This is a genomic window from Desulfovibrio intestinalis (genome assembly GCF_014202345.1).
GTDB lineage: Bacteria > Desulfobacterota > Desulfovibrionia > Desulfovibrionales > Desulfovibrionaceae > Desulfovibrio > Desulfovibrio intestinalis.
In genome coordinates, this window is the sequence record NZ_JACHGO010000001.1 from 540,413 (window position 1) to 567,412 (window position 27,000).

Consider the following 27,000-nt stretch of genomic DNA (forward strand, 5'->3'; position numbering starts at 1 on the left):
TTACAGAAAACTGTGCTGATTATGCTTGTGCCCCCGCCTTTGGCCGTGCTGCACGGCGCAAAGGTTTTCCACAATGCGTTTAAGAAAACTGCCCACTTCAGGCGACATGGTACTTTTGTTGCGTCTGATGTAACCGAGGCTCAGGCAGCCGCTGCATCCCGCTATAGGGATGTCTTTAATGGCGTATTTACGGTAGTTACTGTTGATAAGGCGTATGCCGATGTTGCAGAGGTCGGTGTTGAGGATGGTCTCTATGAGTTGATTGTCGCTATTGGTGGTAATGACCTTGTTGATCTGCACATCTGCAAAAAGATCCTGACCATAGCCGCCAAGGTTGTTTTCTACAGAGAAAAATCCGTCCACACGCTGAATGAAGCGTATATTTTCAAGCTCTGAAAAATGGACGATGCTTTTGTTGTACAGAGAGCTTTTTTCACTGGCATAAATGCAGAGATCGTGGCGAGAAATCTCCACAAAATCCAAATTCTTACCAGCTAGCAGACGTTCAAAATACTTGTGTTTGTTTTCAGGAAGAAAAACGATGCCGATCTCGGTAATATCATTGTGAACATAGTCAATAATTTCTTCGACCGTGCCCTCCAGAAAGATGCCTTTGTACTCCCCTTGCGGTAACGTCATGTAGTAATCGCAAAACAGCCTTGAGATCATCGCTGAGGCGTAACAGGCGATACGGAATTTCTGATGCCGTTTTTTTCCGCTCATTGTCTGCATCATTCGGGCATTTTGCAGTATGCGCCGTGCATGATCGTACAGTTCATGCCCGTCGGGGGTCAGGCGTACCCCCCGGTTTGTGCGCACAAAAAGCGTGATTTCAAGCTCACGTTCCAGAGCGGTGATGTGCTTGCTGACACTGGACTGCGAAGTATGCAGTGATTCGGCGGCCCGGCATGTGCTGCCGAAGTCTGCGGTGCGGACAAAACATTCCAGTTGGCGAAATTCCATAATTTTACCTGTGACCTATTGGCATACATGTCTTGAAGAAGCGGAGCGGTCGAACTTTTGCTAGCCGTAAGCTACAAGGGGGGTGCCTTTTTCCACAGCCAAAGACACGGTCATGTATAAAACCCTGCCATCGCGTTCAGCCGCATACTGACGGCACGGTTCACCAAAACTGGTGCGAACCTCGCCAAGGGGCTGCCCCTGTGACACTGGCTGCCCAGGTGCAACACAGGGGTGCCAGCATCCCTCCGTGTCAGCTTCAAGGTAGACGGCGCTGTCCAGTTCACGTTGCTGCGGGCGCTGTGCTGGCGGTATAAGACGGTCGGCAGGCAATACGGCTAGATGAGCCAGCACAGAACGAACATCGCGTTTATAGGCGTCAACCTCGGTTCTGCTGATCTGGCCGTTGCCCCCACGCTCGATCAGCATGGACGGCACCCCCAAAATAGCGGCTGAATTATAGGCTCCGGTGGTTGCCCGTGAGCGCACACGCATATCTACGGAAAGAGTCTGTGCAGCATCGCGAGCGGCCTGGGTTACAGATTCCTCGGCCACACCGGGGATAAAAACAAAGGGATGCATGCTTTCGTGTAGATCGCCGCCGTGCATGTCGATATAAAAGTCGGCGCGTTTCTGTAGGGCAGTAATATGCCAGGCGATGCGTTCGGCCTTGCTGCCGTCAGCCTTGCCGGGAAAAACGCGGTTAAGGTTCTTGCCGTCCTCGGCCACCACTTCGGGCAGGCGTTCCTTGAAGCCAGAAGGATTGGCAATGTGGATGATAAGCAAGGTTCCGCTCACTTCTTCGGGGCGCAGTTCGTCAGCCAGCTCAATGGCCGCCTGTATGCTGCAATATTCGCAACCGTGAATGCCCGCAGTAAGCAAAATAGTTTTGCCTGGGCGCAGTCCGGTGATGATGGTGGCAGGCATGTCTACGTCTTCAGCACACATGACGGCGCGTTTTTTTTCTCCGGCTTTCATGCTGCTCCATACGCTTTTGATGTCGTCCATTAGTCCTTCCTTTATACTCAAATGATTCAGTTATTATGCGGTAACAGGGCGCGGCGCGAAGGTGGCGGCGCGGCGCAAAAATTGCCACCAGGGCGCGAGAAAAACACTGCGTCCCAGATAAAAAACCGTGTAGGCAAACCACAGACCATTGTTGCCCCACAGGGGCACAGCCACAGCCCAGGCCAGAACAAATGCCGCAAGGGCACAAAGCGTTGATAAAAAAACAGGCCGGGTCACGCTGGCCCCCGTAAACAGGCCGTAAAATGTCAAACCCCAACCTGCGCACAAGGGAAAAAGTACCCCCCACAAGCTGTAGGTTGCTGCCGTGGCCAGCACATCTGGCAGATCAGTGAATAGAGCCAACAAGGAGGTACGCAAGGGCAGATACAGAGCCGCCATGCCAAGGGCGCTGCCTATGGTCCACAGGAGTGTGCAGTGGCGTACCCTGGTCAGCATGTCGGGGCAGTGGCTGCCAGCCGCGCGGCCGGCCAGCACACTGGATGTGTTGGCAATGCCCTCAAAAACATATGAAAAGCAGAGCATGACCTGAAAAAGAATGGCGTTGGCCGAAAGGGTGAGGGTGCCAAAGGATGCCGAAGAGGCCATAAAGATGTTGGTCTGAACCAACAGGCAGATTGTGCGCAAGAGCAAGTTTCCGTTGACGCGCACCATGCGCCACAGATCGTCCAATTGCAGAAGTTTTTCCCGTACGTGATCCACCCTCGGCAAAAGAGGGCGCAGAAAATACAGGCCAGCCAACAGAGAAAAAATGTGACCCGCGCAGGCGGCCAGTGCTATGCCCTCCACGCCGAATCCGCCTCTCAGCACAAGCAGAATATCAAGCGCGATGTTAAGGGCATTGCCGCCCATCTGCATGGTCAGGGCGGCGCGTATCCGGGCTTGGCCCATAAGCCAGCCCAGAATGACGTAGTTAATGAGCACCAGTGGGGCCGCCCATACCAGAATGCCATAGTATGCGGCAGTTACCACGCGTGCGTCTGTTTCAAGTTTCAGCACCAGCATGGCGGCGGCGAAAACAGGTTTTTGAAGGAGTACGATTGTCCCGCCCAGCAAGGCGGCCAAAAGGCAGGGCAGGGCAAACGAGGCCCATATCTCGTCAGGCTGCCCCCCGGCCTGCGCCTGCGCGCTGAATCCTGTAACCCCAACGCGCAGAAAGCCCAGTAACCAGTATATGGTGTTGAAAATAACCGCTCCCACGGCCACACCTGCAATGTGGGCCGGACTGTGCAAATGCCCGGCCACGGCGGTATCCACGGCCCCCAATAAAGGTTGGGTGGCGGTGGCCAGCACAAAGGGCAAGAGCAGGCGGACGTAGTCGCGCTGGCTAATGTAACTATTGGGGACAGTCACTTGAGGGCCTTTGGTCGAAATTTTTACTGTGTTTTTGGCGTCGTATGTTCAGTCTGCGTCAGACAGCCCTGATCTGCTGCGGCATATGCAATGGCAGATTGCCAATGCGTGTTCTGGCAGGTTGCAGAGAATTTTGTTCCTGCGTGGGAAGGCCGCCAGTCACGCCGATGCCCATGACCGATTCCAGCAGGCGCCGGGCATAGTCGTTGCGGATGAAACCAATGCGGTCCATCTGGTCCACGCGTTCCACCACGCTGCCGTTATGGAAAAAGAGTACGCGGTCGCAGAGGTAAGTTATGCTGGTCAGATCATGAGTGATAAAGAGATATGAAAGACCGTGGCGTTTGCGCAGGTCCATAAGCAGGTCCATGACCTGAATCTGGGTGCTGGCGTCCAAAGAGCTGATAGCCTCATCCAGCAGGATGACGCGGGGGCGCAAGGCTATGGCGCGGGCAATGCACACACGCTGCAACTGGCCGCCACTGAGCTCGTGGGGGTAGCGCCCGGCAAAGTCGGTGGGCAATCCCACCTGCTCAAGCAGTTCGGCAACACGGGCTTTGCGATCTATACGCTCCCCGGTTTTTTCCAGCACGCGCAGGGATTCGCCTATAATGCTCGACACGCGAAAACGCGGGTTGGCAGAAGAAGTGTAGTCCTGAAACACTATGGCAAGGTTGTGCCTGAGAGCGGCCTGCTTGCGAAAGCTGCGGTCGTAGATGTCAATGCCTTCAATAACAACTTTGCCGCTGTCGGGTTGCAGCAGGCCCGCCAGTACGCGCCCCAGAGTGCTTTTTCCGCTGCCGGATTCGCCAATAATGCCAAGGCATTCTCCTTCATTTATTTCAAGGTCTATGCCGCGCAGCACCTGCTGGCGTTCTTTAGAAAAAATGGTTTTCTGGCTCTCTTTGAGAAAGGACACCTGAATATCTGTGGCTGTCAGCACGGCGCTCATGCCATGGCCTCCCTAGCGGGGTGAATGGCGCGTAAAAATTTGCGCATGACCGCTTTGTGTTGTGCGATTAGATGACGGGTATAAGGATCAGAGGCATGGTCAAACACATGCTCTGGGCTTCCTTGTTCCACAACCTTCCCCCGGTGCATAACAAGCACCTCGTCCGCTATGTAGGAAAGAACGCCAAGATCGTGGGAAATGAAGATCATAGATGTTTTGCCCGTCTGCTTGATGCGCATGAATTCCTGCATGATGGAGTGCTGACTTATGGAATCAATGGCAGTGGTGGGTTCGTCAGCTATAATAAGGTCGGGCTCAAGGCCAACGGCAAGTCCTATCATGACCCTTTGCAGCATGCCGCCACTCAGTTGATGAGGATACTTACGCAGGACTTCCTGCGGATTGTTGATGCGCATGAGGTTGAGAATTTCCAGGCATTTTTCACGCAGGGCGGTGCGGCGCAGCGGCGTATGTTCCACCAGGGTTTCTTCCATCTGTTCGCCGATGCGGAACAAGGGGTCGAAGCACGACATGGGGTTCTGCAAGACAGTGCATATTTTTGAGCCACGCAGCCTGCGCAGGTTTTCGGCACTTTCGAGCAGCAGTTCACGGTTTTCAAAACGCGCACTGCCGCGAATTTCAAAATTTTTGTCCAGCAGGCCAAGCACGGCCTTGCAGGTCATGCTTTTTCCGCTGCCAGATTCGCCCAGTATGCCCAGGCACTGACCACGCCGGACGCTGAAATTGATGTCGCTTACAATAGGCAGGCTTTTGCCTTCATGCAGAAAAAGCACATGCAGGTCTTTGACTGTCAGCACCGCGCTCATTGACGCACCGCCTTGGGGTCAAGGGCGTCGCGCAGGCTGTCGCCCAGAAGGTTGAAGGCCCCCACCAGCACCACCACGGCAATGCCTGGCACGATCATCTGCTCCGGGTTGGAAATCATGACGTTTTTGGCTTCGTTGAGCATGGCTCCCCATTCGGGGGTGGGCGCCTGAACCCCAAGCCCCAGAAAGGATAGAGTAGATATGTTCAGGATGGCCCAACCCGTATCAAGGCTGGCCAGAACCGCCAGTTCAGCGGCAATGCAGGGCAGCATGTGGCGCGTAAGTATGTAAAAATTGCCAGAGCCCACACTGCGGGAATAGAGCACGAAGTTTGTTTCAGTGTACTTTATGGTTGCTGTGCGAATCATGCGGGCATACCAGGCCCATTTGATGAATATGCTGGCGATGATGACATTGCGTATGTCCACACCAAGCAGGGCCACCACAGCCAGAATCATGATCTGGCTGGGGAAGGACAGCATAACGTCCACGATGCGCATGATGATTTCGTCCACCACTCCTCGAAAATACCCGGCCAGCATACCCATGACGATACCGAGCGTCATCGTGCCGAACATAGTTAACAAGGCCAGAAAAAGAGTGGGGCGTATGCCGTGGAGCATGCGTGAAAATACGCAACGACCCAACTGGTCTGTGCCCAGGGGATAGAGCCACGACGGGCCAGCGAATTTGTTGAGAATATCGTTTGAATAAGGATCATGCGGGGCCACCCAAGGGGCGAAGATGCCCAGCAAAGCCGTAATGCCTATAATAACCATGCATAACAGGGGCATAGGGTTTTTGAAGAGCTGTTTGAGCATCAGTCTCTCTCCTGGCGCAGGCGTGGGTCAGCGGCGTATTGCACTATGTCAAAGGCCAGGTTGAAGAATACGAAAAGAACACCCATCATGAGCACATAGGCCTGAATGACGGGATAATCGCGGTTAAATATGGAGGTTATGCACAGCTTTCCAATGCCGGGCCATGCAAAGACGTTTTCCACGACAATGGTGCCGGCAATGAGCTGCGGTATGCTCATGCCAATGGCCGTGATGCACGATTGCAGGGAGTTTTTGAGAATATGCCGTACAAAGATGCTGCGCTGCTTGAGACCACGCGCATTGGCGTACAGCACATAATCCTCACGCATGTTTTCAAGCATGTTATTACGTATCAGTCTGATATATGTAGAAATATAGGTCAGAGCCACGGTAAATGCCGGCAAAATGAGATGCTTAAATCCGCCGTGGCCACTGGTGGGCAGAAGATCCATCTTGATGCTCACAAGCCAGATGAGCAGCAACCCCACCCAGTAGGCAGGCATGGCGGTAGTGGCAAAAACTGCCCCGCGCATGATTCTGTCAAACCAGGAGTCCTGATACACCGCGCTCAGAAAGCCTATGGGCAGGCTCAGGCCGATTACAAATACAGGGGAAAGCCCGGCCAGTTTGAGAGTAGCAGGCAGGCACCGCGCGATTTCGCCCAGCACTGTACGCGTGGGGTTTGTGTAGCTGATGCCAAAATCAAAGTGCAGGCAGTCCCACAGCCAACGCACATAGCGCACCATAAAAGGCTGATCCAGGCCAAGTTCCTGACGCATCTGCGCAATGGCCCCTTCGGTTATGATGGGGGTCTGCCGCACGCGCAGGGCTACCTCAGCCGGATCAGAAGGAATCAGGTTGATGAAGACGAAGCACAGGAAGGAAATGCCCAACAGAAGCGGCAGGGTGGCCAGAAGCCTTTTGATGACGTAGTGTTTCATACCCTTGGTTCCATAATTCCGTAATCTCGTAGCGTCGGGTTTCAACCTCCCGGTCCGTCGTGGCTGACGGGCCGGGAGATTCCAGATATGCATCCGGCTGGAAGGGCTTTCCGGGGGAAGCCGGGCATTTCTGGCTCATTTGCGCGGTATGTCACCGCGCATGAAGTCAGTTATTGGACCATGTAGATTTGCGTAAAGGGCACTTCGTACTGGGTTTGGGTAAAACCAACGCCCTTGAGGTTTTTGTTGAAAAGAGCCTTGTTGCATTCAAAGGTCAGGGGAATGTACACGGCATCTTCATGCAGATGGGTCAGCACATACGAATAGAGCTTCTGCCGTTCTTCTTTGTCCGTAGTGGTGGGTATGGCCGTGATGGCCTTGTCTATTTCGGCCTTGTCATCCAAACCGAGCTGGGCGGCATAGTCGCCGTACACGCGTTGGCGCATGGCGGAAAGCGAAGACTGGGGATCGTAGGGCGTGCCCCAGCAGATGTTGAAGACCATGTCGAACTTGCCGTTCTTCATGTTGTCGCGGTAGGATTGTTCTTCTTCGCCGCTGATGCTTACCTTCATGCCAAGCTTGCCAAATTCATGCTGCAAGTATTCGGCAATGTTTTTCTCTGTCACGCTATTGCTGTTGTAGAGCAGGCTGATTGCCAGAGGCTGGCCATCCTTCATGCGCACGCCGCCAGGGCCGGGCTTCCAGCCAGCTTGGTCCAACAGGGCCGCTGCCTTCTTCATGTCATACTCAAAGGGCTTGAGGCCAATGTTGCAGTAGGGAACAGAGGGGGCATACAGCGTGTCGGCTGGAGTTTCCAGGCCGTGAAAAACTCCCTTGGCAATGGCCGCGCGGTTGGTGGCGTGTTGCAGAGCCTTGCGCACATTGAGATCTTTAAGAATGGGATTGGTGGTGTTGAGCAGTATCTGGCGCGTGGATGTGGGCGCGGAAAGCTCGATACCGAATTTTTCGCTGTTTTTGTACTTGTTCAGCGCATCGGCATCCAGCATGTTCTTGCCCCAAATGAGGTCAATCTCGCCTTTTTCCAGCGCGAGAATACGAGTCTGATTGTCGGGAATAACCTTGACTATCACGCGTTCAAATTTGGGTTTTTCGCCCCAATAACTGTCATTGCGCTTAAAGATCGCGTATTCGTCCGTGACTACTTCCTCCAACGTCCAGGGGCCAGTGCCGATGAAGGCCTGCACGCCGTCCTTGGTGGAACCATCTTTCATAGCCTTTGGAGAAATCATCGCAAAGGGGCGGGTTACGCCAAGTTCGGTCAGCATGGGATAATAGGGCTGACTCATAGTGATGCGAAAGGTTTCGGCATCAGGGGCTTCGACCTTTTCGAGCAGATGCATCATTTCAAGCCACGTATGACGTTTTTTATTTTCAATGATGGCGTCAAAGTTGGCCTTGATGGCAAAGGCGTCGCAAGGTTCACCATCAGTGAATTTTACGCCTTTACGAATTTTGAAGGTATAAATCTTGCCATCGGGCGAAATTTCCCAGCTTTCAGCAAGGCAAGGTTTGTAGCCGTCAGCCGTAATGTCCACCAATGTTTCAAACAGCATTTCCTGGGCGTACATTTCCCCTGCGTACAGGTGGGGGTTAAGATCGCGAATGTCACGGTAATTCACGAAATTCAGAGTGTCCTTGGCCTCGGGAGCTGCATTACCCTGCTGACCCGTCAAAAGCACGCTGCCAGTAAGCAGGCAGGCGCAAAACACTTGCTTAAACCAGTTGACTTTACTCATCCTAGCCTCGGTTTGAATTTGAAATGGGATTTCTTTTCCGAGTTTGTGCCATAGGAAAATGAAAAGCCAAAATGGTTTTTTAGCATGGCCTGATATTCTGAATTAGAATACTTGGGTGAATGTCTGGCTTGCGGTGGCTTGGGAGAATGCCTATTTATTAGCCAATACAGCTAATTTACGGGAAATATCCTGTGCGACGCAACATTGGCCAATCTTCAAAAATGCGCGTTGGCTATGCTTTTTACGCTCGTAAATGTGGGGGTGTGTAGACGTGCAAGCGCAGCGTCTGGCGCCTCCACAACAGGGTGGGGCATGCTTGCAGGCATTGATACATATTCGTTGGTCACAAATGCTTAAGATATGCCCCAAGCCATTTGATTAACCTTGAAGGCAAAGAGGGCAGCACTTTTATGGTAATAGCGTATTGTTTTTGAATACAGCTGGTCTGTTGTGCATGACCGGAGTGGAAAAATTCTTTAACACAGGAACTGGAGTGCTAATGTTTAGAAATCTGCCAATTCTCGTTTAAAAAACGCAGTGTGATAAACGGACAGTGGGTTAGTGAGAGTGCCTCAGTATTTTAAGGCGTGCGGGAGCACACCTTGTTCACTCATAGGCTCAAGGCGTACTGACTTTCATTCACTTCGCGACTTAAATTTTTACTAGCTGCATTGCACAAGCCATATTGGGGTTGATTTTTACGCGTACTATTGTGGCGATATGTGCACCTCAAAGGGGTTTTGATAGGGGTGAGACTTGCAGTTTGGCAATATTGGCAGTTGCAAGGGTTGCCTGTGGGGGAATGTTATAAGGCATGAAAATGCCATATTTTATATCATCCGTGTTTAAATATAAAATATGCATGCGAAATAATATAAGATTATAGTATTGATAAAAGCATTGACTTTCCAGTTGGCTGGCACCTTATTGTAAGGCTGGGTACGCTATAAAGTACTCACTATTCTTCACGGCAATAAGGGATGTTACAAATGCAAACAAAATTGTCTCTACGTCTCCAGCGGCTTAAGGATGCGTACTTAAAAGTCAAGCCAAGTATTACAATTGGTCGTGCCTTGGCTTACACCGAAGTTGCAAAAGAATATCCCGACCTGCCCAAAAATCTTTTGCGCGCCAAAGCTTTCAGACGCGCTTGCGAAACTGCCCCCATGCTTATTCAAGATGACGAGCTTATTGTGGGCCATCCTTGTGGCAAAGCTCGCGCGGGAGCCTTTTCACCCGACACGGCATGGAAGTGGGTGCGCGATGAACTTGAAACCATAGGTACAAGAACCCAGGATCCATATTTTATTAGTGAAAAAGATAAGCAGATCATGCGCGAGCAGCTTTTTCCTTTTTGGGAGGGAAAGTCGCTTGCAGAGGCGTGCGAAGAAGAACTTCGGCAAGAAGGTCTGTGGGAATTCGGTGCAGAAGCTTGCGTGAGCGATTTGACCTATCACATTTCAAGCGGCGGGGGAGATACAAGCCCAGGCTATGACATACTCCTCTTCAAAAAGGGCATACTGGGTTTGAAGGCAGAGGCAGAAGCGCATTTGGCCCAATTGTCGTCTGCCGCAAAAGATGCACAGGAAAAAACTTCTTTTTATCAGGCGGCGCTGGAGGTTTGCGAAGGTGTTCTGACGTATGCCGCACGCATTTCTGCCTATGCGCAGGAAATGGCTGGGCGAGAACAAGACCCGCAGCGGAAGGCCGAGCTGGAAGAAATAGCAAAGGTGAACGCTCGTGTTCCTGCCCATCCTCCGCAGACTTTTCATGAAGCGCTACAGGCTATCTGGACAATACAGTCGCTGTTTTTGATGGAAGAAAACCAGTGCAGTACTTCTTTGGGTCGCCTCGATCAATATGTTTACCCGTGCTACGCTGCTGATATAGCAGCAGGAACTTTGAGTGACGAGAAAGCTTTCGAGCTTATGGGCTGCTTCATTATCAAATGCTCCGAGATGATCTGGTATACTCCGGCGTCTACCGCAACCTATTTTGCAGGGTACATGCCGTTCATCAATATGTGTGTGGGCGGCGTCAGGCGGGAAGGGGGCGATGGCACAAATGGCCTGACCTACCTCATCATGGATGCAGTGGAACAGGTTAAAATGTATCAGCCTTCGCTGGCATGCCGCATTCATAACCAGTCGCCGCAGCCATATATTGATAAAATTCTGGATGTCATCAAGGCTGGTGCGGGAATGCCTGCCTGCCATTTTGACGACGCGCATATCAAAATGATGCTGCGGAAGGGCTTCGATTTTGACGACGCCCGGGATTACTGCCTTATGGGATGCGTTGAACCGCAGAAGTCCGGCCGTATCCATCAATGGACTGTTGGAGGTTTTACCCAGTGGCCCATTGCCATAGAGTTTGTTTTTCACCGTGGTGTACTTCCTTCCTATGGAACGAAGCTGGGCCTGGATACCGGAGATCTTGGCGATCTGAAGACTTACGAACAGTTTGAAGCTGCGGTAAAACGGCAGCTGGACCATATTATCAAACTCACGGCCAGAGGCTCTGTACTTATTCAAAAAGCAGTCAGGGACATGACCCCTACGCCATATATGTCTTTGTTTGTAGACGGCTGTATGCAGACGGGAAAGGACGTCACGGCTGGTGGTGCTGCCTTGTATGAAGGGCCGGGAACGATATTTGCCGGACTTGCTACCTATGTTGATAGTATGGCTGCTGTAAAAAAGCTTGTATATGATGAAAGAAAATATACGTTGCATGAGCTGAAAGAAGCTATTGATGCAAACTGGAAGGGTTATGAGTCTGTCCACAAAGATTGCGTCGCAGCGCCCAAGTACGGGAATGATGCCGACTATGCTGATTTGATTGCTGCCGATATTGTCGACTATACGGAGCGCATGTTCAATCAGCACAAATCCCTTTATGCCCGCCACATTCACGGCACTCTCTCCCAATCTTTCAACACGCCTTTGGGCGGCATGATTGGCGCTACCCCCAATGGGCGGTTTGCAAAAGCGCCGTTGTCTGATGCTATGAGTCCTTCTCAGGGGGCTGACCACAACGGACCGACTGCCATTATAAAATCTGTTTCAAAGATTAATGTGGAATCAATGAGCCTGGGGATGGCCCACAACTTTAAACTGGCCAGCAGTGTTCTGGATACGCCGGATGGCCGCGCCGGATGGAGCTCTTTGCTCCGCACGGCCTCAATTTTTGGCAATGCCCAAATGCAGTTCAACTGCGTGGACAGGGAAACATTGGTTCAGGCACAACAAAGCCCGGAAGCACACCGTGATCTTATTGTGCGTGTGGCTGGATACAGCGCTTTTTTTGTAGAACTGTGCAAGGAAGTACAGGACGAAATAATCAGCCGTACAACCTTGAATTAAGATGTAAAACTGACCTGTTTTACAATATAATGTGAATGGTCTTCATTTTCTGCAATAACAGGCAGCGATGAAGACCATTTTGCATAAATATTCCTGAATAGAAATAATAAGCTGTTACATGATCTGAAGATGATGGCTGGAATTAACGAATATGCTGATATTCTGAAATTTGAACTATAATATGCACAAAATATATTGATAAATATGAAATGAAGACGTTTTTTATCTGCGAAGCAGGTGTATTTGTATGTGGATAAAGTGTTGTGCGTCGTAACTGGCATCAATGCACAGATAACTGTAGTAAAATTTAAAATCCTGGGGCTTACTGCTTACAGGGTGCAAATCAGGCTCTTCCCCATTTGCCTGTTCGCCTGTATATTGACTCGGTATCCCACTTCATATTTTTCAAAAAGAACGATTTCGTTGAGGATTAAGTATATGAAATTGCCCACGCTTCCACCAATTTTGAAATTGCAGGTTGTACTCAAAACTCTGGCCGTTCAGTTGTCTCTTCTTTTGGGTATCTTGTTTCTGGTCTGGGGGGCCCAACGCGCTTATTCGTTGATTGACGCCACGACCTTCCCAGAACCCATGCCTGTGCCGGCCGAGGCAGACAAACTGCCTGAAAATGAAAAGGGAAAAATCCTGCTGGATTCCATCACCTACGAGATGCGGCGGGAACTCGATTCTACCTTTGGCTGGAGCGTTAACGACATAATTTTTAACCGCTTTGTGATGGATAACCGCGCCTATCGCCAGTACGGCGTCTACCATGCCACGCGGTTTCTGCTGGATCTTTACTCCAGCCAGATAGCCAAGCTTGGAACCAGCGACCGTGAAAGCGAGTTTTTGTACAAGGCGCGTATCAACAGCTTTGCCATTGATCCACGCAGCTTTATGCTGCCCTCTGCGGAAGGGTCGTACAAAAAAGGCTTCAAACTGCTTGAAGAATACAAAAAATCTCTGGATAACGGCACTGGCGTGTTCAACTGCCGCTCAGATGACTTGTACGCGTCTTTCGTAGCTGTGACTGGCGAAAATATGCTGGGTTATGCCTTGGGATTGTTGCAAAACGCTCAGGATATGAATTTTTACACTCTGGATAACCGCATCTACGAAGTGCAGGGCATAGTATTGGTGCTGCGTGACTTCATCCACACCCTTTACATGCTGTACCCGGAAATTCGGGCCAAGAACAATGAAGAAAATATGGCTGCCGCCATGTCGTACCTGACCCGCATCTGTGATTATGATCCGCTGTATATTACATCGTCTTTCAATTCTGGTGAGCTGGTGCTCTCGTACCTGCTGTTTGCCAAGGCCAGACTGGAAGATATCCGTAACAGCATTCGCATGTAAAAACAGCGTAGCTGCATTGATAACAAACGGGCCGCATCTCACGATGTGGCCCGTTTTTGCATGTCATTTACTCAATTGAAGGTGTGTCTGACAGCGGCAAGCACTGCCGGGAAGCAGGCCAGTCAGGTGAGCAAGCCAATTGCCGCAGGCAGTGGCTATTCACGTCACATTGCGCTGCTGTGCGCTTACTGCCCCAATGCCTTTTTGATTTTTTCAGGCGTTACAGGCAGCTCGTAGAAGCGTTTGCCAATGGCATGGGTGATAGCGTTGACGGTTGCCGCAACAACGGGAACCATCACCACTTCTCCTATGCCCTTGGTGGGGGAACTGTCAGAAAGCGGCGCAAGGTATTCGGCGGTTTGATTCCAGACAGCCACATCCTTACCGCGCGGCAACGTGTAACGGTTGAAGTTCCAGGTTCCATTGCCCGGGCCGTCGGCATAAAGGGGCAATTCTTCCATCAGGGCATGCCCGATGCCCATAGCCAATCCGCCCTGCAACTGGCCGGAGACAAGCTCTGGCACAATCACCTTGCCAGTGTTGAGCAGATTGTGGTGGCGCATGATCTCAACCTCGCCAGTGAAGCTGTTAACATTGAGCTCAACTATGCAGGCGGCAGGCGCGTAGGTAGTTACCCCGGCATTATTGCGCTGCACGGAAGGGAAGTTTACGCTGCTTCTTTTGATGAAGTCGTATCCCCCGGTGGTCATGCGCTTTTTGAGCTTTGGGGCGGCCCCATCGCCGTAGCGCACGGAAAGTACGTCTGCGGCTACCTTGATTGGTCCGATGGTCGGGACGTCAAATGTTGCAGTGGCCCATTCCCAGCGGCTGAAGCAATGCAGGGAAACCCCTGTTACCAAGCCCATTGCGTGAGCTTTTTTGGCAACGCGCTCAAACGAAAGGGTTTCCATACCGCCACCGCCAATGCCCCCTTCAACAACGCGCAGATCATTCACTGTCATGAAACCGCTGGATATCTGCCCGCCAGCGGGGCCTTCGCTCCATATGGCGCGTGCCGCAGGCCACAGCGAGTTTTCAAAAAGAAACTTTGCAGCCTGCCTTGTGCCAAACCCAATGAAGTAGGCGCTGTTTGAGGCGCTCATTGCTGGCAGCATGAACGGAACCCAGTGGGGATTTTTCTGGAATTCATCCTGTTGTTTTTGCGTAGTCGTGTACGGCGACCAGTTGCTGACCACTGGCAGTTCGGGAAATTCTGCAACGCCAAATTCAACGGCGTCGGGCGCTTTACCCAGCATGTCACGCACAATGACCTGCTGTGCGGTTGTGGCTCCGGTGCCTATTTCCTGCACGCAATGGCGCATGCGCACCTTGCCATTGGCATCAAATTCCAGTGTCAGGGCGCTGGTATCCGCTCCGGTGCCATAATCTTTTTGTACCTGCGCAAAGCCGACGCCGTACATTTTTCCGGGGTTGGCCTTGTCAAAATCAGCCTTGGCCTTTGCGCGGTTCACCCACAGCGGATGCTTGGCAGCAAGGTCAAGCATTTCAATATTGTTCAGCTCGCCAAGCGGTTGCGCGCCTTGCGTGTTTTCGAATCCAGCCTGCATGGCGTTGAGCTTACGCAGTTCAATCTGGTCGATGCCCAGGTCTGCGGCAACTTCATCAACCAGCAGTTCCGTGATGCTCATTGCCTGAATGGTGCCATAGCCACGCATGGACCCGGCTTCTACAGCTGGTGTTGCAAGTGCGATTGTCGCGAGGTCGGATTTGGGGAAGTAGTAGATCGACTGCGCTGCAGTTGCCGCCACCTGAGCAACCGAGAAGGAGAAGTTGGCCCGGCCGCCGCCATTGAGGTTATAAAATCCTTTTATGATTTCAAACTTGCCGCTTTTACGGTCGGCAACAATGGTCACATCCATTTCTATGGAATGCCGCTTTATGCCAAGCTGGAACTGTTCGTAACGGTCATTGGCAAGCCGCACGGGCAGTCCGCCTCCATAAAAGCAGGCTGCGATGGCATAGAAGGGGAAAATGGAGTGGTCCTTGGTGCCGTAACCCACGGTGGTGCCCGTGAGCAGCTTGATGGTTTTGACCGGGAAGCGTTTGTTGTTTTTAACCATTAACGCGGCAACGCGGGCAACTTCATAAGGCGACTGGGCCGCCGTAATTATATGTAACGTGTGGGTTTTGGCGTCATACCACGCGTTGCCGTTGTCCGGCTCCATAGCACTTGCGTCGATTGATTGCGAGAAGCCGTGGCGATCCAGCACCAGCTTGTTTTTATCCTGGCGCGCTGCTTCAATGGCCTTTTCAATGTCAGCGGCCGCGTTCATGCCACGCCGCATTGGTTCGTAGGTTTCGCGGGCAACCGCTTTAGGGTCGCGAACACCACCGCCCCCACGGTGCAGGGTCATAACAGAGGCTGGCACAAAAACGCCTGTGGGGCTTTCGGGCGGCCATACGGGCTTGTTGCCGTCAAAAGCTCCCCAAATGACGGCATCCTGCATGGGAGAATAGACTGAAGAGGCAATAGGGGTATCACCACCGATACGAACATAGCGTGCCGCACCGTAGTTGGAAGGCGGTTTGGGGCCCGTTTCTGCGCCATACTTCACAACGCCTTCTGCAAAGCGCAGCGAACGTTTTGCAGCTTCAAACTTGTCAAAATCGTGATAAATCAGCAGGGCCACTGGCTGCCCGAGCAGGGGAGGCGTATGCCCCTTAGGCACCAGAAAGTTCTGGCCGTAAAAATCGGTAGGCAGACCCTCGGGCTGCGGAACAGCCACGCCATCGCCGGTCAGGTCTTCTTGCAGGATAAGGCGGTCGGGCTGCATATCCGGCCCCAGAATGCTCAGATCAACACCCTCAAAGGTGCGGTCAGCTTGCGTTGCCTTGATGAAAAATGCGTGAGCCTGTTTTTTAGGCCAGCCTGGCAAGTCTTGTGCACGAAAATCTCGCGCAAAGTTTTTTTGCCCTGTCACTTTATTCAGGGCATCCCACCGATAGCGTACTTTTCCGTCTGGCGATATCCAGTCTGTTGAACTGGGGCCGGAATGTATTTCAAGAGCATGGGCGTCGGGCAGGCGTCCGATCAATACGGAAATGCCAAAAAACGTCCCCAGCTTGATAAAATTGCGCCGTGAAATATCAATAGTCATTGTCTTTCTCCTGTTCGGAATCCGTTTGCGTCGGAGACTGCGAGTACCGTGAACGATGAAGAATTTTGCGTGCAGCAGGGTTGTTCATCATTCCGGTTACTTTACGGCTGTTTCCTGGGCACTCACCTGACTGGCGGTTACTGGTGTACCCTGGCCGCCCCATTCCGCCCTGATCCAGCTCACAATATCTGCGACTTCGGCGTCGCTCATGCGATGTGCAAACGGGGGCATGGCATACATGCGCTGGCCGTTCTTGAAGATCTGGGTAGGAACGCCGTTGAGAATGACTTTGATGAGTGTTTGCGGGTTTTCCATCGCCAACGCCGCATTGCCCTTCATGGCCGGGCTTACATTGGGAATCCCCTCGCCATTTAAACCGTGGCAGCCTGCGCAGGACGCCATGTAGGCAAGCCGGCCTGTGGCCAAAGGCGTGCCGGATTCTGGAGAAACAGCTTGTGGCAGCGGGGCAGGGGGAGCGGAAGGTGTTGTGAGCTTGCCGCTTGCGTCAGTAAGAAGATAAACGGCAATTGCGTTGACATCTTCCGCATTCATAGCGCTGGTCGAAAAGTGGGTGACTGTGTACATAGCGTCGAATGAAGTGCCCTGGGGGGAGACTCCCGTTGCGAGATAAGCGCTTAAAGAAGGAACATCATAACCACGCTTGGCAAGCGAGGGGGCGGTAATATTGGGAACCGCCACGCCGTCGATTTCTCCACCTTGCAGGGCTCGTGAAAATTCCAGACCCATCATGAAGTTGCGGGGCGAATGGCAGGAGCCGCAATGCGCCAATCCTTCAACGAGGTATGCGCCCCGGTTCCAGGCAGCAGAGCGCTGTTCGTTGTGAGGTGCTTTGCGGTCAGGAAAGTTCAACAGCGTCCAGAAGTTCATGAACGGACGCACAGGCAAAACAAATACTCCGGTATTGGCCTTGTTGGGCACGGGCATGGCCGGAATACTCATATTATAGGCATAGAGCGCATCAATATCGTCAGGCGTTGTAATGTGGCTGAAAACAAAGGGCATGGCCGGATAAAGATTGCGATTGCCCGGTGCTATGCCGTCACGCATCACGCGGTGGTAGTCTGCGCGGGTATAATTGCCAATGCCGTACTGCTTGTCAGGTGTGATATTGGTCGAGAAAATCGTACCAAAAGGAGTGGGTATGGACAGGCCTCCCGCTCCCATAGGCCCTTGTGCCTGAGAATGGCAGCCAAAGCAGTCGCCAGCCAGCGCCAGTTCGCGTCCACGCGGTATAAGTGCCTGCATCTGTTCAGGTGAAAGAGGTTGATCTGCCTGCGAAGCCACGCTTGACGAGCGAAAGGTGCCGAGCAGAACAGCAAGCGCCACCACAACGCCCAAAGCGATGATAAATACAACTGTATTGCGCAGGGTACGGTTTTTCATCGTTTGTCCTCCTGGCCGATAACACAGCCGGGCGTGGCAAGCGCCACATCACGCACCGCTTCATAGTATCGTACGTAGCCCGTGCAGCGGCAAATATGGTCGTTAAGCGCTTCTTCAATGGCGGTTTCAAGGTCAGCCCGCTTTACTGGCTCACGCTTCAATCGATCAATAAACGCCGTGGCTCCAGCAATAAACCCTGATGTGCAGTAGCCGCACTGAAAAGAAAATTTTTCAATGAAGGCGGTCTGGATAGGTGTCAGTTGTGTGACATTGCCAGACGCATCTGTTTTGGCCTGTCCTTCAATTGTAATGATCGTTTTACCATCAAAGGAATGTGCATTGGCAATGCAGGTTCGCGTATCAACCATGCTTCCGTCTGATTTTACTTCCACGACAGTGCAGGCATGGCAAACCCCCTCGCCGCAGCCAAAGTGCGTTCCGGTAAGGTTAAGGTAATGGTGTAAAAAATCGATCATCGGCATTCCAACAGGAACGTCAATGGGACCGATTTTTTTACCATTTATAGTCATGCTCAATGGCTTTTTTTCAATTCTGGCAACAATAGCTTCTTTACTCATGACAGGGCCTTTCCAGTTTGAGGGGATTGAAAAACATATGGATATGTTGTGTCGCCGCCATGTGTAGCTTCACAATCCAGGTGTTTGGTGCGTTGGGATATGTTGTTTCCGCTTGTAATTTTTGATGAAAATGAAAACAGAGGGACAAATCAGTGAACTTAATACTATCGACTGGATAGTATTCACTCATAAGTTTAATGATTTTTATAAATAATAACAATGTATATGAATTGTTATAAGGATCGTGGCGGGGTATATATTTGTGACGCTGTAACTAGCTTAAAAGTATGAATAAGAACTATCAGTAATTAAGTGGCAGAAGATGAAATAGTCGCGATTTTATAAAAAGAGTGTGTTGAAGGGGTGATAAAATTCTTAATATGATAGTTAAATATATAATTTAATTAAATAAAATTTTTAATCTAAGAGAGTGGTATGTCATGATTTATATAATATTACTGATTAAGGATTGCAGAAGAACACGCGCGTGCTGTTAGTCACGTTGCTTCTTTCATCGGCGGATAGGCAAGATTTGAAAATCAAGACGGCAGCCTTGTCCTGTCCGTATTGCGCCTGCAGTGATTCAGATTTATGGGCGCTGGGTTAAAGGTTTTGGCTTTGCCTAAGACGCATTGACGTGTGAAATTCAATATGATTTTATAGTGAAGGTGCTCAAAACACCTCCTGAGACGGTTTTCCCACCCCGAAAGCTTGTGGGTCTTGTTGCGTCCTTTTTTGAGGACGCTCTTCCTGCATTGTATCTCCGGGTGTGGGCGAAATATAATACCGGCTTGCCGGAAAATAGTCCGCTGCTCTCAGGCAGTTTTGAGCGCCCGGAGTCTTTTGTTTGAAAGGCTCCACTCAAAAAATCCTGAGAGGTTCTTATGCCCCATCTTTCTTCGAATGCTGCTTCGCAGCCTTTAGCGCCATCTTCTCAATTTCAACCCGACCTTGAATTGCCACGGCGAATTGAAAACTTTCAAAAAGCCGCCCAAGACCTGCTTGCCATGTATGAGCCTGCGAAAGAAGGGCAGGGCATGGGTGGAGAAATCCGCTGCTATTATCTTCCTGCTGGAAAAGTGCGGCATGAGCAAGAGCTGTTGGAAAAATATCATGTTGAAGATTTTCGCGGGTTATTGGCTGAAACGCACTTGTTGCTGACTGGCGTGGTCAAGGTTATGCGAAGCACGCCGCACAATATGCGCATGAAAGGATATGTTATTGCCAGCCTTGGTTGCCTTCTTGAACAAGCCTCCGCTTTGGTGCTGAGGATGCGCAACGTCTACGGCAAGATGGAAAAAGTCGGCTAACTGATGCAAAGCCGCTCCCGGCTTTTGGCCGGGAGCGGCTTTGCTTACTAGTTCCGGCTGGGCCTTGGAAGTTCTAGTGCTGTTGCCTATTTTTTAAGTTCCTGAAGGTATTCATGATGCTTTTGCAGATAGAAAGTCAGGGCCCGCGAAAAATCCTTGCCAAGTAATCCCTGTAAGAGTTGAGTGGTTATTTCATGTTCAAGGCGTAACAGAGAGTGCAAGGCAAGAATGCCCTGTTTTTCTTCAGCCGGAATGGCGTTTATTCTCTGCCAGAAAGCCTGCCGGGCACGCGGTTTAAAATACCACATATACATCATGTCCAGCATGTGCTCCAAGGCCTGTCGCGCAACCAGCGCGTCCTTTTTGCCCAGCTGGCTCCAGAATTCGTGGGGAGATTGCAACATTTTTGTCAGATTGCGATGTGGAAACAGCAGTTCCTGTTTTGCCAGATTTTTAAAAATCTGCGCAAACTTGCTGTCATAATCGCTTTGCCGCATGCGCAGGTAGTGGTTACGGTCAGCAAAACCTTCAATGACTGCCGCCACGACGTCCGAGGAGCATTTGGACACAATGGCTGCGCAGTTTTGCAGCAAAACCATAGGGTCAGGCAGATGCATGAGGATAAAGCATTGCAGCAAAGCCTGCCCGAGAAGCATTGACAAGGGGATGGACAGCGCGCTGCGGAACAGGTTGCCAATGACGGCCTCCTTGGGCAGCCCCCTGAAGATATTGTGCCCGGATATATAGACGCTGTTGACCAGGGCGATGACTGTGTACACCATCACGGCATTGTCCTGTACGGTGATGCCCAACAGGTTTTCAAGCAGCCACAGGCGCACGACCACCTCAAGAAGTGGGACGGAAATTCCTGTATATAGCAGAGAGTCGGCCATGCGGCTCCAACTGACATAGCGGTTCCACGGCAGCAGCATAGAACGACTGAAGGCCCCGCCACCTACCATAGACTGTGCAACGTTGCGTACAGCAGTGATGACGAACCAGAGCAGAGCGCCAAACCACGTCAGCACCCACCAACTGCCCACATACCAGAAGGCCCATTGCGCTGGTAAAAAGCCCGCAATGATTTTGAGCGTATTGATTACGTCGCTGTTGATATAAGCAGGATTCCAGGGGCTTATTTCTGCCGCTGTCTTGCAGTTGATTGGGGTGTTTTCGGTATTGATGCCTCTGGCGTCAACGCCGCCCAATGTTACAAGGTTGCCGTCTTGTCCCACTGTGGTTGTCTTTTTTTCAAGCCCCCAGCCGCTTACAGAATGGCAACCCAGCTTACCCAGGCCAGGAAGACGTCTCAGCATTCTGATCCACCACGGTTGGGGATACTGTGGTTCATGATGCTGCTCAAAACTGTATATATCCGTGTGTACGGGCAAGGTTAGCCTTTGCTCCTTGTCTTCGCGGCGCATGGCGTTACGGGCCTGCTGCGGCAGGGTTTCAATAAAAACAAGCCCCATGCCGTGCGTATGGTGTGAACGGCTTGTGGAGTCCGTGCCGATACGCGAGCCCAGCCGTAAGGTTGAATAATACTCCTGAAGTCTGGGCAGATGACTGAGTATAGCCTGAAATACGGGTTGCCGGTCCGGATCTTCTCGCCCTTCACGCACGATATGTCTGACCACCTGCTTGAGGCGCAAGATGCTGCCTTCATTGATGGCCCTTTGCAGTTTGTTAATAGGCGCGGCATGGTCAAGCTGCCCACTGGTCCATTCACGCAGATTAAAAAGTTCAAGATGGGTGATGCGTCCCTTGCCTCGCCATAGCAATTCCAAGACGTCCTGAGACGTCAACCCGGCGAGGTTAAGCACCATTTGGCACGGGTGCAGCGGTGTGAGGGATTCAAGCAAAGCTTCCGGCTTACGCAAAAGGATTTCTGGCAAATCCCTGTGTGGTTTGTGCGGAAAAACAAGGTCAGCATTGGCTTCTGGCCCCAGCCACACCGTACGTATGGTGTCGGGAACAAGAGCTTCCAGCCGTGTAACGGCCCCCAGTGTGGCAGCGTACTCCGCCCCGTTCTGCTTATTCATTTTTTTGCGCAGGTCGGCACTTGCCTGCCGTATGTGCGAAATCCACTGGGAAAAAATGTATTCGGCAAGGTGCAGGGATGAAGGCTGACGTTGACCCACATAGGCCAGAAATGCGTCTTCTTGTATGGGGGAGGGGACATCCACGCCAAGCTGTCCGGCCAGCACCTGGACATGTTTCTGGTTCCAGGCGCGCAGCAGGTGCAGAACATGCTGCTGGGTCCAGGTATTGACCGGGGCGTATGCAGCCAGTATGGCGGCTATATCCGGTCTGTGCAGCAGATCAATAAAAGCCTTGGGACTGTCTGTGTTGAGGGGAACCCAGGTAAACTCCACCATTTTTTCGCGTAAACAAGCACGAAATTCTATGCCAATACGAACGCTGATGCCCATGATACGGGCGGCACGCAGCAGTTCGCTGGCGGCTTCCGGGTCTACGGTATTGTAATAGATGACCGTCAGAAAGCGTATTCCCTTGACCCATGCGTCCATAACCAGATGGGTAGGGTTTTTGCGTCCCTTTGTGTTGGCGTCGTGCACATGATGGTCAAAAGCCTGTTGGTTCCAGGCCTCGGGCATTTCCAACAGATGATACCGACACAACAACTTGCGTATGATGCGTGGTGTGCCGCGCACAGCTTGGTGAAATTCATGTGCAAGCGGCAACTGCATCTGGGCGTGCGGACAAGAGCGAACCAGATCCTTCATGAGCTGGATGAGTACGCGAGCGGTGTTTTTTTGCAGTGGAGAATGTACTGCGTACAGCACCTCGTCGTGCAAACGGCGCAGAGCGTGAAGCCTTTCCTGCGGTCCCCCGGCTTCAAGGCTTTCGAGCAGGATGATTACTGCCCGAGCCATGCGCAATCCGGGTTCCGAAGTTAGTTCAATGATACCACTTGGGTGTAGGGCCGGGTCTGGCTGGGATAATGGCTTGTTGCTGGCACGGGCGGCAGAAAAGTCGTTAACCAGATGAACGAGTTGATGATCCTGTGGATCAAACAGCCACGGCGCGCGGTGGGGGGAAGGATTGCCCGTGCATGTAATTGATCTACACGCCTTGTTTTCGACTGACATACATATTCCCGTGGAGATATGATTTCTTGAGCAGCCAGGTCAGTATGCTGACCCGCTTAATTTTGAAATTTCGTATTGGCAAAGTCGGGCATGAAGCAAAAAATGAGATTTCAGCTGAATGCCCAAGCCGCCCTGTGACAGGCAGCTTGGGGTTCCGCCGCAATGTACCTTAGTTCTTTCATTGGAAAATGCTCCAATCTGTGTCGTTGGCCCTGACTGAGTGCACCGCGGCAGAAATTCATGTGTAACGAAAGCCCCTCTTATTTCGCGTCTAAGAGGGGCTGACTAGCCCCTTCGTATTTCCATCCGAAGGGGCCTGGGGAGGATTTAGAACGAGTAATGGAAGTTCATGCCGACCTTGAACACGTTGGGGTTGTCAGGCCGCTGCACCCAGTCGCGCCCATACTTCACGCCGTCCGGTGCGGTGTAGCTCCAGGTGTCCTTGTCAAAATCAACGTAGAGGTAGGAGGCTTCCACAATAAGCTTTAGGTTCTCGTAGATTTTGTATTCGGTGTTCCAGTCCACTTCCATCGCCCAGTCATTGGTGGTCAGGTAGGAACCGATGGCGCCTGCGGGCGCGATGCCGCTGACGCTTTCACCCAGCATGAACTGCGATTCTGCTATCTTTTTTGGCATGTTGGCGGAGTTTGTGCCGCGCATGTAAAGAACTTTGAGGTGCGTCTTGAGGTCTTCCATCAAGGGTACCTCACGCAGTTGCAAGGCGAGCCCCCAGAGACCGATAGGCTGGTAGGCAAACAGACCGTCATAAGCACCAGAAGCTGTGGTGCCCTTGAAGCCCGTGTGTGTGTAATCCCAGTTGCCCGACATGGCCGGCATACGTTCAGAACCGTTGCCAAGGTCGTCATCATCGCCTGAACTGTACCATGCGAAAATTCCGGGCGTGCCCCAATCCAGCTTGTATTCGGCCAATACGCTGGCAAACCAGCCGCTGCGGTTATAGCGGTCTGCATCCAGGGGGGCGTGCTTGCCCAGCTTTTTAACCTTGCCGTTATCCTTCGTGTAGGTTTTGTCCCTGTACAGACCGTTGCCGCGCTTGTTGCCGTACATGAAGTCAAACTTCAGAATAAACGGGTCAAAGCGGCTCAGGTTGGCAGACAGGCCGCCCCACCATGTGTAGGTTTCGCCGCCGCCATATTCGAGCAGCATGGGGGCCTTGCCTGTTCCGGTATATACGCCCATACCTTCCTGAAGTTTTTTGCGCGATGTTCTGATGAAATCTTCAGAGTAATCCTTGTTGGGATTGCGGCCTATACCGTCACCCATAGTGGCAAGCCCCAGCCAGGGAGTCACTTGCAGGCCGTTAAACCGGAGTGGAACGAGCAGACTGAAAAAATCAAGGGCGTCATTATCGGGATTACTGACATCGTAATTGAGGCTGTCGTGATACTGAGGGGAAGTTTCAAGGGGGTTGTCATTGAGCAGCCTTGCCCACATACCCGTTACGGATACGTTCTCATTGACGCGTGAAGAAACCACAATGCCCGCAGCATCGTCATCAAGAACAAAGTTGCCGTCAGAGGCGAACAGGGGCAGCTTCATCCCCTGAATGCCCATGCGCACCTTAATGTCGGTCCTGGGTACCTCCCAGTCCAAAAAAGCGCGCTTAAGTTTAATGGGATTGCCGTCGGCACCCAGAGCTCCGCCAACGCTCCGTCCCCTTTTTTCAGCCATTCCGTAATAGACGTCGCCAATTTCAAGCCCCACTGTGCCTGAAAGATACTTGGACGCCTTGGCTTCAAGTTGTAACCGCAACCTTTCGCCAGCCGAAAAATCGTCTCCGGTACTGTCTCCAGCGCGGCTGTTGGCAAAGGCGCTGTTGGTGGCCACTTCGTAAGAGAGGCTCCAGTATCCCTTGATCTTGAAATCAATGGCGCTGGCTGTGGTTGCTCCGCCAAGAGTGATCGCGGCGGCCAGAATCAGGGGGGAAAGCTTTCGCATTGGCATTCTCCATGCAGTAGTGCAGATACGGTTAATCTACTTTCAGGTTGCCCCTGCACTAGCAGCGGTCAGCCCTGCTCAGACACTTCATGCTTTTTTACTTTCTGTGTGCAGCCTACAGCGGGGCACTCATTGGTAAAAATCAGAATTGCCAATGGTGAAGATAATGAAACGTTATTCATTGTAAAAAGTGTATATAATATACATGTTATGGCTATATTGAAATGCATGAACCAGCAGGCAGAAATGATTGACAATTAGCTCCATCTGCCACAGCATCAGTGGAATAAGACAAAATAGTATAGCAAAGATCGGTAAACGCATGAATATAGATCATTTGAAGACGTTTCACAGAATTGCTGAAACCGGCAATTTTACTCAGGCGGCCCGTGATCTTTTTTTGACGCAACCTGCGGTAAGCATGCAGGTGCAAAGCCTTGAAAATACTCTTGGTGTACCCTTGTTTGACCGCTCGCGCCGCAAGGTGAATCTTACAAGCGAGGGGCGGGTTCTCTACGAATACACACAGCGTATTTTCAGCCTTGTGGGGCAGATGCAGGACGAATTTCAAAGTTTGAGCAGCCTGAATACAGGACGTCTGGTGCTGGGCGCTTCGGCAGTTATGAGCGCCTATTATCTGCCCAATTATATGGTGCTGTTTCATCAGCGGTACCCCGGTGTGACGCTGGATCTGGCGGTGCATAACTCACATATCATTGCCGAAAAAGTGTACAAGGGCCAGTTGGAAATCGGTTTCTGCGGATCGTCCCCATCGCATCCAAGCCTTCGAACACATTTTTTACACCGCGAACCTCTTATTGTGGTGGCTGGAAAAAAATCCGATCTGGCGAAAATCGAACGCCCCATCAGCGCCGACGAACTATTGGGGCACCCTTTCATCTTGCGAGAGCAGGGCACGCGCGTGACCAACAAGGTACATGAATGGTTCAAAAATCATGCAAAAAGTCCGCAGCGGCCTTCGTTCATGACCGTGGACAATATGGAAGTGGCCAAGCAGCTCGTGATCAGCGGGCTAGGCATAACGGCTCTGCCCAAGTATGCCGCAGCTCTTGAGCTGGCAGCGGGGCAATTGACCCAGTTACGGCTGAAATCCTTTGACCTGCATGTGAACTATTCGTTGGTATATATGGAAGGCCAGCGTCTGAGCCGTACGGTAAGCCACTTCCTTTCCATGCTCTTTGAACTTGGCGTGCCCTTGCCCGAAGATATTCTGGCCCGTCTTCATTAGACAGTGTCTCGGGCTTTGCCCGGCAAGACCCATAAAATTGAAAGCGCCCCACATTGGGGCGCTTTCTTTGGCAATGGCTTCTGTTAGAGGGTGTGTGTGAAAAATCAGATTACATAGCCTCGAGAATATACATTCTCAAGACGATCTGCCCTAATCGCTGATATTGCGCGCCTCGGGTGAAAAATACACGTAGGGGTTGCCGTCAGGGTCGAGCTTGGGCTTGTCGGCTTCCGATACCTTGGAACGCTCAAATTGCAGAGCGGCATCGCCGATCACGCGAATGGCCTCGGTACGCTCCTTGACGCCATCGCTGCTCAGCAGGAGTTTGCCGGTTTTGTCCTTGCCCTTGTAAGAAGTGAACCAGGTCTGGAGGATTTCGGTCACGCCGGGAAACTGCTCGTTCAGCTGCTTCACGCTGCGTACTTTTTCAAAGGGTGAACCGATGGCGGCCATGATGACCTTGCTGTCTTCCTCACCACCGTCTTTCAAGGTCAGCACACCCAGAGGGCGGGCCTTGATAACACTGCCTCTGGGGACGGCGTCACCCAAAACAATAACATCAAGCGGGTCGCCGTCGCCGCCAAGTTCCTTGGCAAGCACTGTGCGGGGCACGAAGCCGTAATTGCCGGGGTAGGGCAGGTACTGTACATAACGGGGCTGGCCGTTTTTCTGTTCAAGGACCATAAGGCCTGTCTTGTGATCGACCTCATATTTGGCCGTTGTTCCGGCAGGAATTTCAACCACCACGTTGACGGTACCGTCCTGATTGTGGGTGGTGTAGTCAGCAAGAAAGTTTTTTTCACCTTTCAGTACAGATTGCTGGGCACGAACCCCAACAGATTCGCCAAAGGCTGCCAGAGGCATGGCAAGAAGGCACAAAGCAAACAAAATGATATACTTTTTCATG

General features: G+C 51.8%; 18 protein-coding genes. 4 read left to right on the top strand and 14 right to left on the bottom strand.

Annotated features, from left to right (window positions below):
- The 8 genes from HNQ38_RS02375 to nikA all read right to left on the bottom strand — a co-directional run bounded on the left by HNQ38_RS02375 (position 1) and on the right by nikA (position 8,637).
- The gene (locus tag HNQ38_RS02375) at positions 1-963 is read right to left on the bottom strand and encodes a LysR family transcriptional regulator (RefSeq protein WP_183717791.1); all 963 of its coding nucleotides are present in this window, start codon (positions 961-963) and stop codon (positions 1-3) included.
- A gap of 60 nt (positions 964-1,023) precedes the next feature.
- Positions 1,024-1,968 carry a M14 family metallopeptidase gene (locus tag HNQ38_RS02380; RefSeq protein ID WP_183717792.1) on the bottom strand — a complete coding sequence of 315 codons (945 nt, stop codon included), beginning with the start codon at positions 1,966-1,968 and terminating at the stop codon, positions 1,024-1,026.
- Positions 1,969-2,001: 33 nt separating this feature from the next.
- Positions 2,002-3,339 carry an MATE family efflux transporter gene (locus HNQ38_RS02385; RefSeq protein ID WP_183717793.1) on the bottom strand — a complete coding sequence of 446 codons (1,338 nt, stop codon included), beginning with the start codon at positions 3,337-3,339 and terminating at the stop codon, positions 2,002-2,004.
- A 58-nt stretch (positions 3,340-3,397) separates the two neighbouring features.
- Positions 3,398-4,291 (bottom strand): ABC transporter ATP-binding protein, encoded by an 894-nt coding sequence (locus tag HNQ38_RS02390; protein WP_183717794.1) that lies wholly within the window; start codon positions 4,289-4,291, stop codon positions 3,398-3,400.
- Complete coding sequence (locus tag HNQ38_RS02395) at positions 4,288-5,118, bottom strand: ABC transporter ATP-binding protein (protein ID WP_183717795.1); 831 nt, start codon at positions 5,116-5,118, stop codon at positions 4,288-4,290. The genes HNQ38_RS02390 and HNQ38_RS02395 overlap by 4 nt, the downstream gene beginning before the upstream one ends.
- Complete coding sequence (gene opp1C, locus HNQ38_RS02400) at positions 5,115-5,939, bottom strand: nickel/cobalt ABC transporter permease (RefSeq protein WP_183717796.1); 825 nt, start codon at positions 5,937-5,939, stop codon at positions 5,115-5,117. The genes HNQ38_RS02395 and opp1C overlap by 4 nt, the downstream gene beginning before the upstream one ends.
- Positions 5,939-6,880, bottom strand: coding sequence for a nickel/cobalt ABC transporter permease (gene opp1B, locus HNQ38_RS02405; protein WP_183717797.1), 942 nt, complete (start codon positions 6,878-6,880; stop codon positions 5,939-5,941). Before opp1B ends, opp1C begins: the two co-directional genes overlap by 1 nt.
- 170 nt (positions 6,881-7,050) lie before the next feature.
- Positions 7,051-8,637, bottom strand: coding sequence for a nickel ABC transporter substrate-binding protein (nikA, locus tag HNQ38_RS02410; protein ID WP_183717798.1), 1,587 nt, complete (start codon positions 8,635-8,637; stop codon positions 7,051-7,053).
- A 989-nt stretch (positions 8,638-9,626) separates the two neighbouring features.
- On the opposite strand from nikA, the gene cutC reads away from it, so the two are divergent.
- Positions 9,627-12,002, top strand: a complete 2,376-nt coding sequence (cutC, locus tag HNQ38_RS02415) for a choline trimethylamine-lyase (protein ID WP_246387936.1) — start codon at positions 9,627-9,629, stop codon at positions 12,000-12,002.
- A gap of 438 nt (positions 12,003-12,440) precedes the next feature.
- Positions 12,441-13,361 (top strand): DUF2333 family protein, encoded by a 921-nt coding sequence (locus HNQ38_RS02420; RefSeq protein ID WP_183717800.1) that lies wholly within the window; start codon positions 12,441-12,443, stop codon positions 13,359-13,361.
- A 185-nt stretch (positions 13,362-13,546) separates the two neighbouring features.
- Here HNQ38_RS02420 and HNQ38_RS02425 read toward each other — a convergent pair whose 3' ends face one another.
- The 3 genes from HNQ38_RS02425 to HNQ38_RS02435 all read right to left on the bottom strand — a co-directional run bounded on the left by HNQ38_RS02425 (position 13,547) and on the right by HNQ38_RS02435 (position 18,462).
- The gene (locus HNQ38_RS02425) at positions 13,547-16,480 is read right to left on the bottom strand and encodes a xanthine dehydrogenase family protein molybdopterin-binding subunit (RefSeq protein WP_183717801.1); all 2,934 of its coding nucleotides are present in this window, start codon (positions 16,478-16,480) and stop codon (positions 13,547-13,549) included.
- 96 nt (positions 16,481-16,576) lie between these two features.
- Positions 16,577-17,884, bottom strand: a complete 1,308-nt coding sequence (locus tag HNQ38_RS02430; protein ID WP_183717802.1) for a cytochrome c — start codon at positions 17,882-17,884, stop codon at positions 16,577-16,579.
- Entirely contained in the window at positions 17,881-18,462 is a 582-nt protein-coding gene (locus tag HNQ38_RS02435) for a (2Fe-2S)-binding protein (protein WP_183717803.1), read from the bottom strand. The genes HNQ38_RS02430 and HNQ38_RS02435 overlap by 4 nt, the downstream gene beginning before the upstream one ends.
- Before the next feature lie 884 nt (positions 18,463-19,346).
- Between HNQ38_RS02435 and HNQ38_RS02440 the strand changes: the two genes are divergently transcribed.
- The gene (locus HNQ38_RS02440) at positions 19,347-19,772 is read left to right on the top strand and encodes an ATPase (protein WP_183717804.1); all 426 of its coding nucleotides are present in this window, start codon (positions 19,347-19,349) and stop codon (positions 19,770-19,772) included.
- A gap of 86 nt (positions 19,773-19,858) precedes the next feature.
- On the opposite strand, the gene HNQ38_RS02445 is transcribed toward HNQ38_RS02440, so the two are convergent.
- A complete protein-coding gene (locus HNQ38_RS02445; RefSeq protein ID WP_183717805.1) occupies positions 19,859-22,885 on the bottom strand; it encodes a hypothetical protein in 3,027 nt (1,008 codons plus the stop codon).
- Between the two features lie 327 nt (positions 22,886-23,212).
- Complete coding sequence (locus HNQ38_RS02450) at positions 23,213-24,844, bottom strand: outer membrane homotrimeric porin (protein ID WP_183717806.1); 1,632 nt, start codon at positions 24,842-24,844, stop codon at positions 23,213-23,215.
- Positions 24,845-25,166: 322 nt separating this feature from the next.
- On the opposite strand from HNQ38_RS02450, the gene HNQ38_RS02455 reads away from it, so the two are divergent.
- Positions 25,167-26,093 (top strand): LysR family transcriptional regulator, encoded by a 927-nt coding sequence (locus tag HNQ38_RS02455; RefSeq protein ID WP_183717807.1) that lies wholly within the window; start codon positions 25,167-25,169, stop codon positions 26,091-26,093.
- A 150-nt stretch (positions 26,094-26,243) separates the two neighbouring features.
- Here HNQ38_RS02455 and HNQ38_RS02460 read toward each other — a convergent pair whose 3' ends face one another.
- A complete protein-coding gene (locus HNQ38_RS02460; RefSeq protein ID WP_183717808.1) occupies positions 26,244-26,999 on the bottom strand; it encodes an inorganic diphosphatase in 756 nt (251 codons plus the stop codon).
- Position 27,000: the final 1 nt, after the last annotated feature.

What these genes read in the sequence shown, in the direction of transcription:
- HNQ38_RS02375 (WP_183717791.1), bottom strand. Translation starts at nt 963, where the DNA reads ATGGAATTTCGCCAACTGGAATGTTTTGTCCGCACCGCAGACTTCGGC.
- HNQ38_RS02380 (WP_183717792.1), bottom strand. Translation starts at nt 1,968, where the DNA reads ATGGACGACATCAAAAGCGTATGGAGCAGCATGAAAGCCGGAGAAAAA.
- HNQ38_RS02390 (WP_183717794.1), bottom strand. Translation starts at nt 4,291, where the DNA reads ATGAGCGCCGTGCTGACAGCCACAGATATTCAGGTGTCCTTTCTCAAA.
- HNQ38_RS02395 (WP_183717795.1), bottom strand. Translation starts at nt 5,118, where the DNA reads ATGAGCGCGGTGCTGACAGTCAAAGACCTGCATGTGCTTTTTCTGCAT.
- opp1C (WP_183717796.1), bottom strand. Translation starts at nt 5,939, where the DNA reads ATGCTCAAACAGCTCTTCAAAAACCCTATGCCCCTGTTATGCATGGTT.
- opp1B (WP_183717797.1), bottom strand. Translation starts at nt 6,880, where the DNA reads ATGAAACACTACGTCATCAAAAGGCTTCTGGCCACCCTGCCGCTTCTG.
- nikA (WP_183717798.1), bottom strand. Translation starts at nt 8,637, where the DNA reads ATGAGTAAAGTCAACTGGTTTAAGCAAGTGTTTTGCGCCTGCCTGCTT.
- cutC (WP_246387936.1), top strand. Translation starts at nt 9,627, where the DNA reads ATGCAAACAAAATTGTCTCTACGTCTCCAGCGGCTTAAGGATGCGTAC.
- HNQ38_RS02420 (WP_183717800.1), top strand. Translation starts at nt 12,441, where the DNA reads ATGAAATTGCCCACGCTTCCACCAATTTTGAAATTGCAGGTTGTACTC.
- HNQ38_RS02425 (WP_183717801.1), bottom strand. Translation starts at nt 16,480, where the DNA reads ATGACTATTGATATTTCACGGCGCAATTTTATCAAGCTGGGGACGTTT.
- HNQ38_RS02430 (WP_183717802.1), bottom strand. Translation starts at nt 17,884, where the DNA reads ATGAAAAACCGTACCCTGCGCAATACAGTTGTATTTATCATCGCTTTG.
- HNQ38_RS02435 (WP_183717803.1), bottom strand. Translation starts at nt 18,462, where the DNA reads ATGAGTAAAGAAGCTATTGTTGCCAGAATTGAAAAAAAGCCATTGAGC.
- HNQ38_RS02440 (WP_183717804.1), top strand. Translation starts at nt 19,347, where the DNA reads ATGCCCCATCTTTCTTCGAATGCTGCTTCGCAGCCTTTAGCGCCATCT.
- HNQ38_RS02445 (WP_183717805.1), bottom strand. Translation starts at nt 22,885, where the DNA reads ATGTCAGTCGAAAACAAGGCGTGTAGATCAATTACATGCACGGGCAAT.
- HNQ38_RS02450 (WP_183717806.1), bottom strand. Translation starts at nt 24,844, where the DNA reads ATGCGAAAGCTTTCCCCCCTGATTCTGGCCGCCGCGATCACTCTTGGC.
- HNQ38_RS02455 (WP_183717807.1), top strand. Translation starts at nt 25,167, where the DNA reads ATGAATATAGATCATTTGAAGACGTTTCACAGAATTGCTGAAACCGGC.
- HNQ38_RS02460 (WP_183717808.1), bottom strand. Translation starts at nt 26,999, where the DNA reads ATGAAAAAGTATATCATTTTGTTTGCTTTGTGCCTTCTTGCCATGCCT.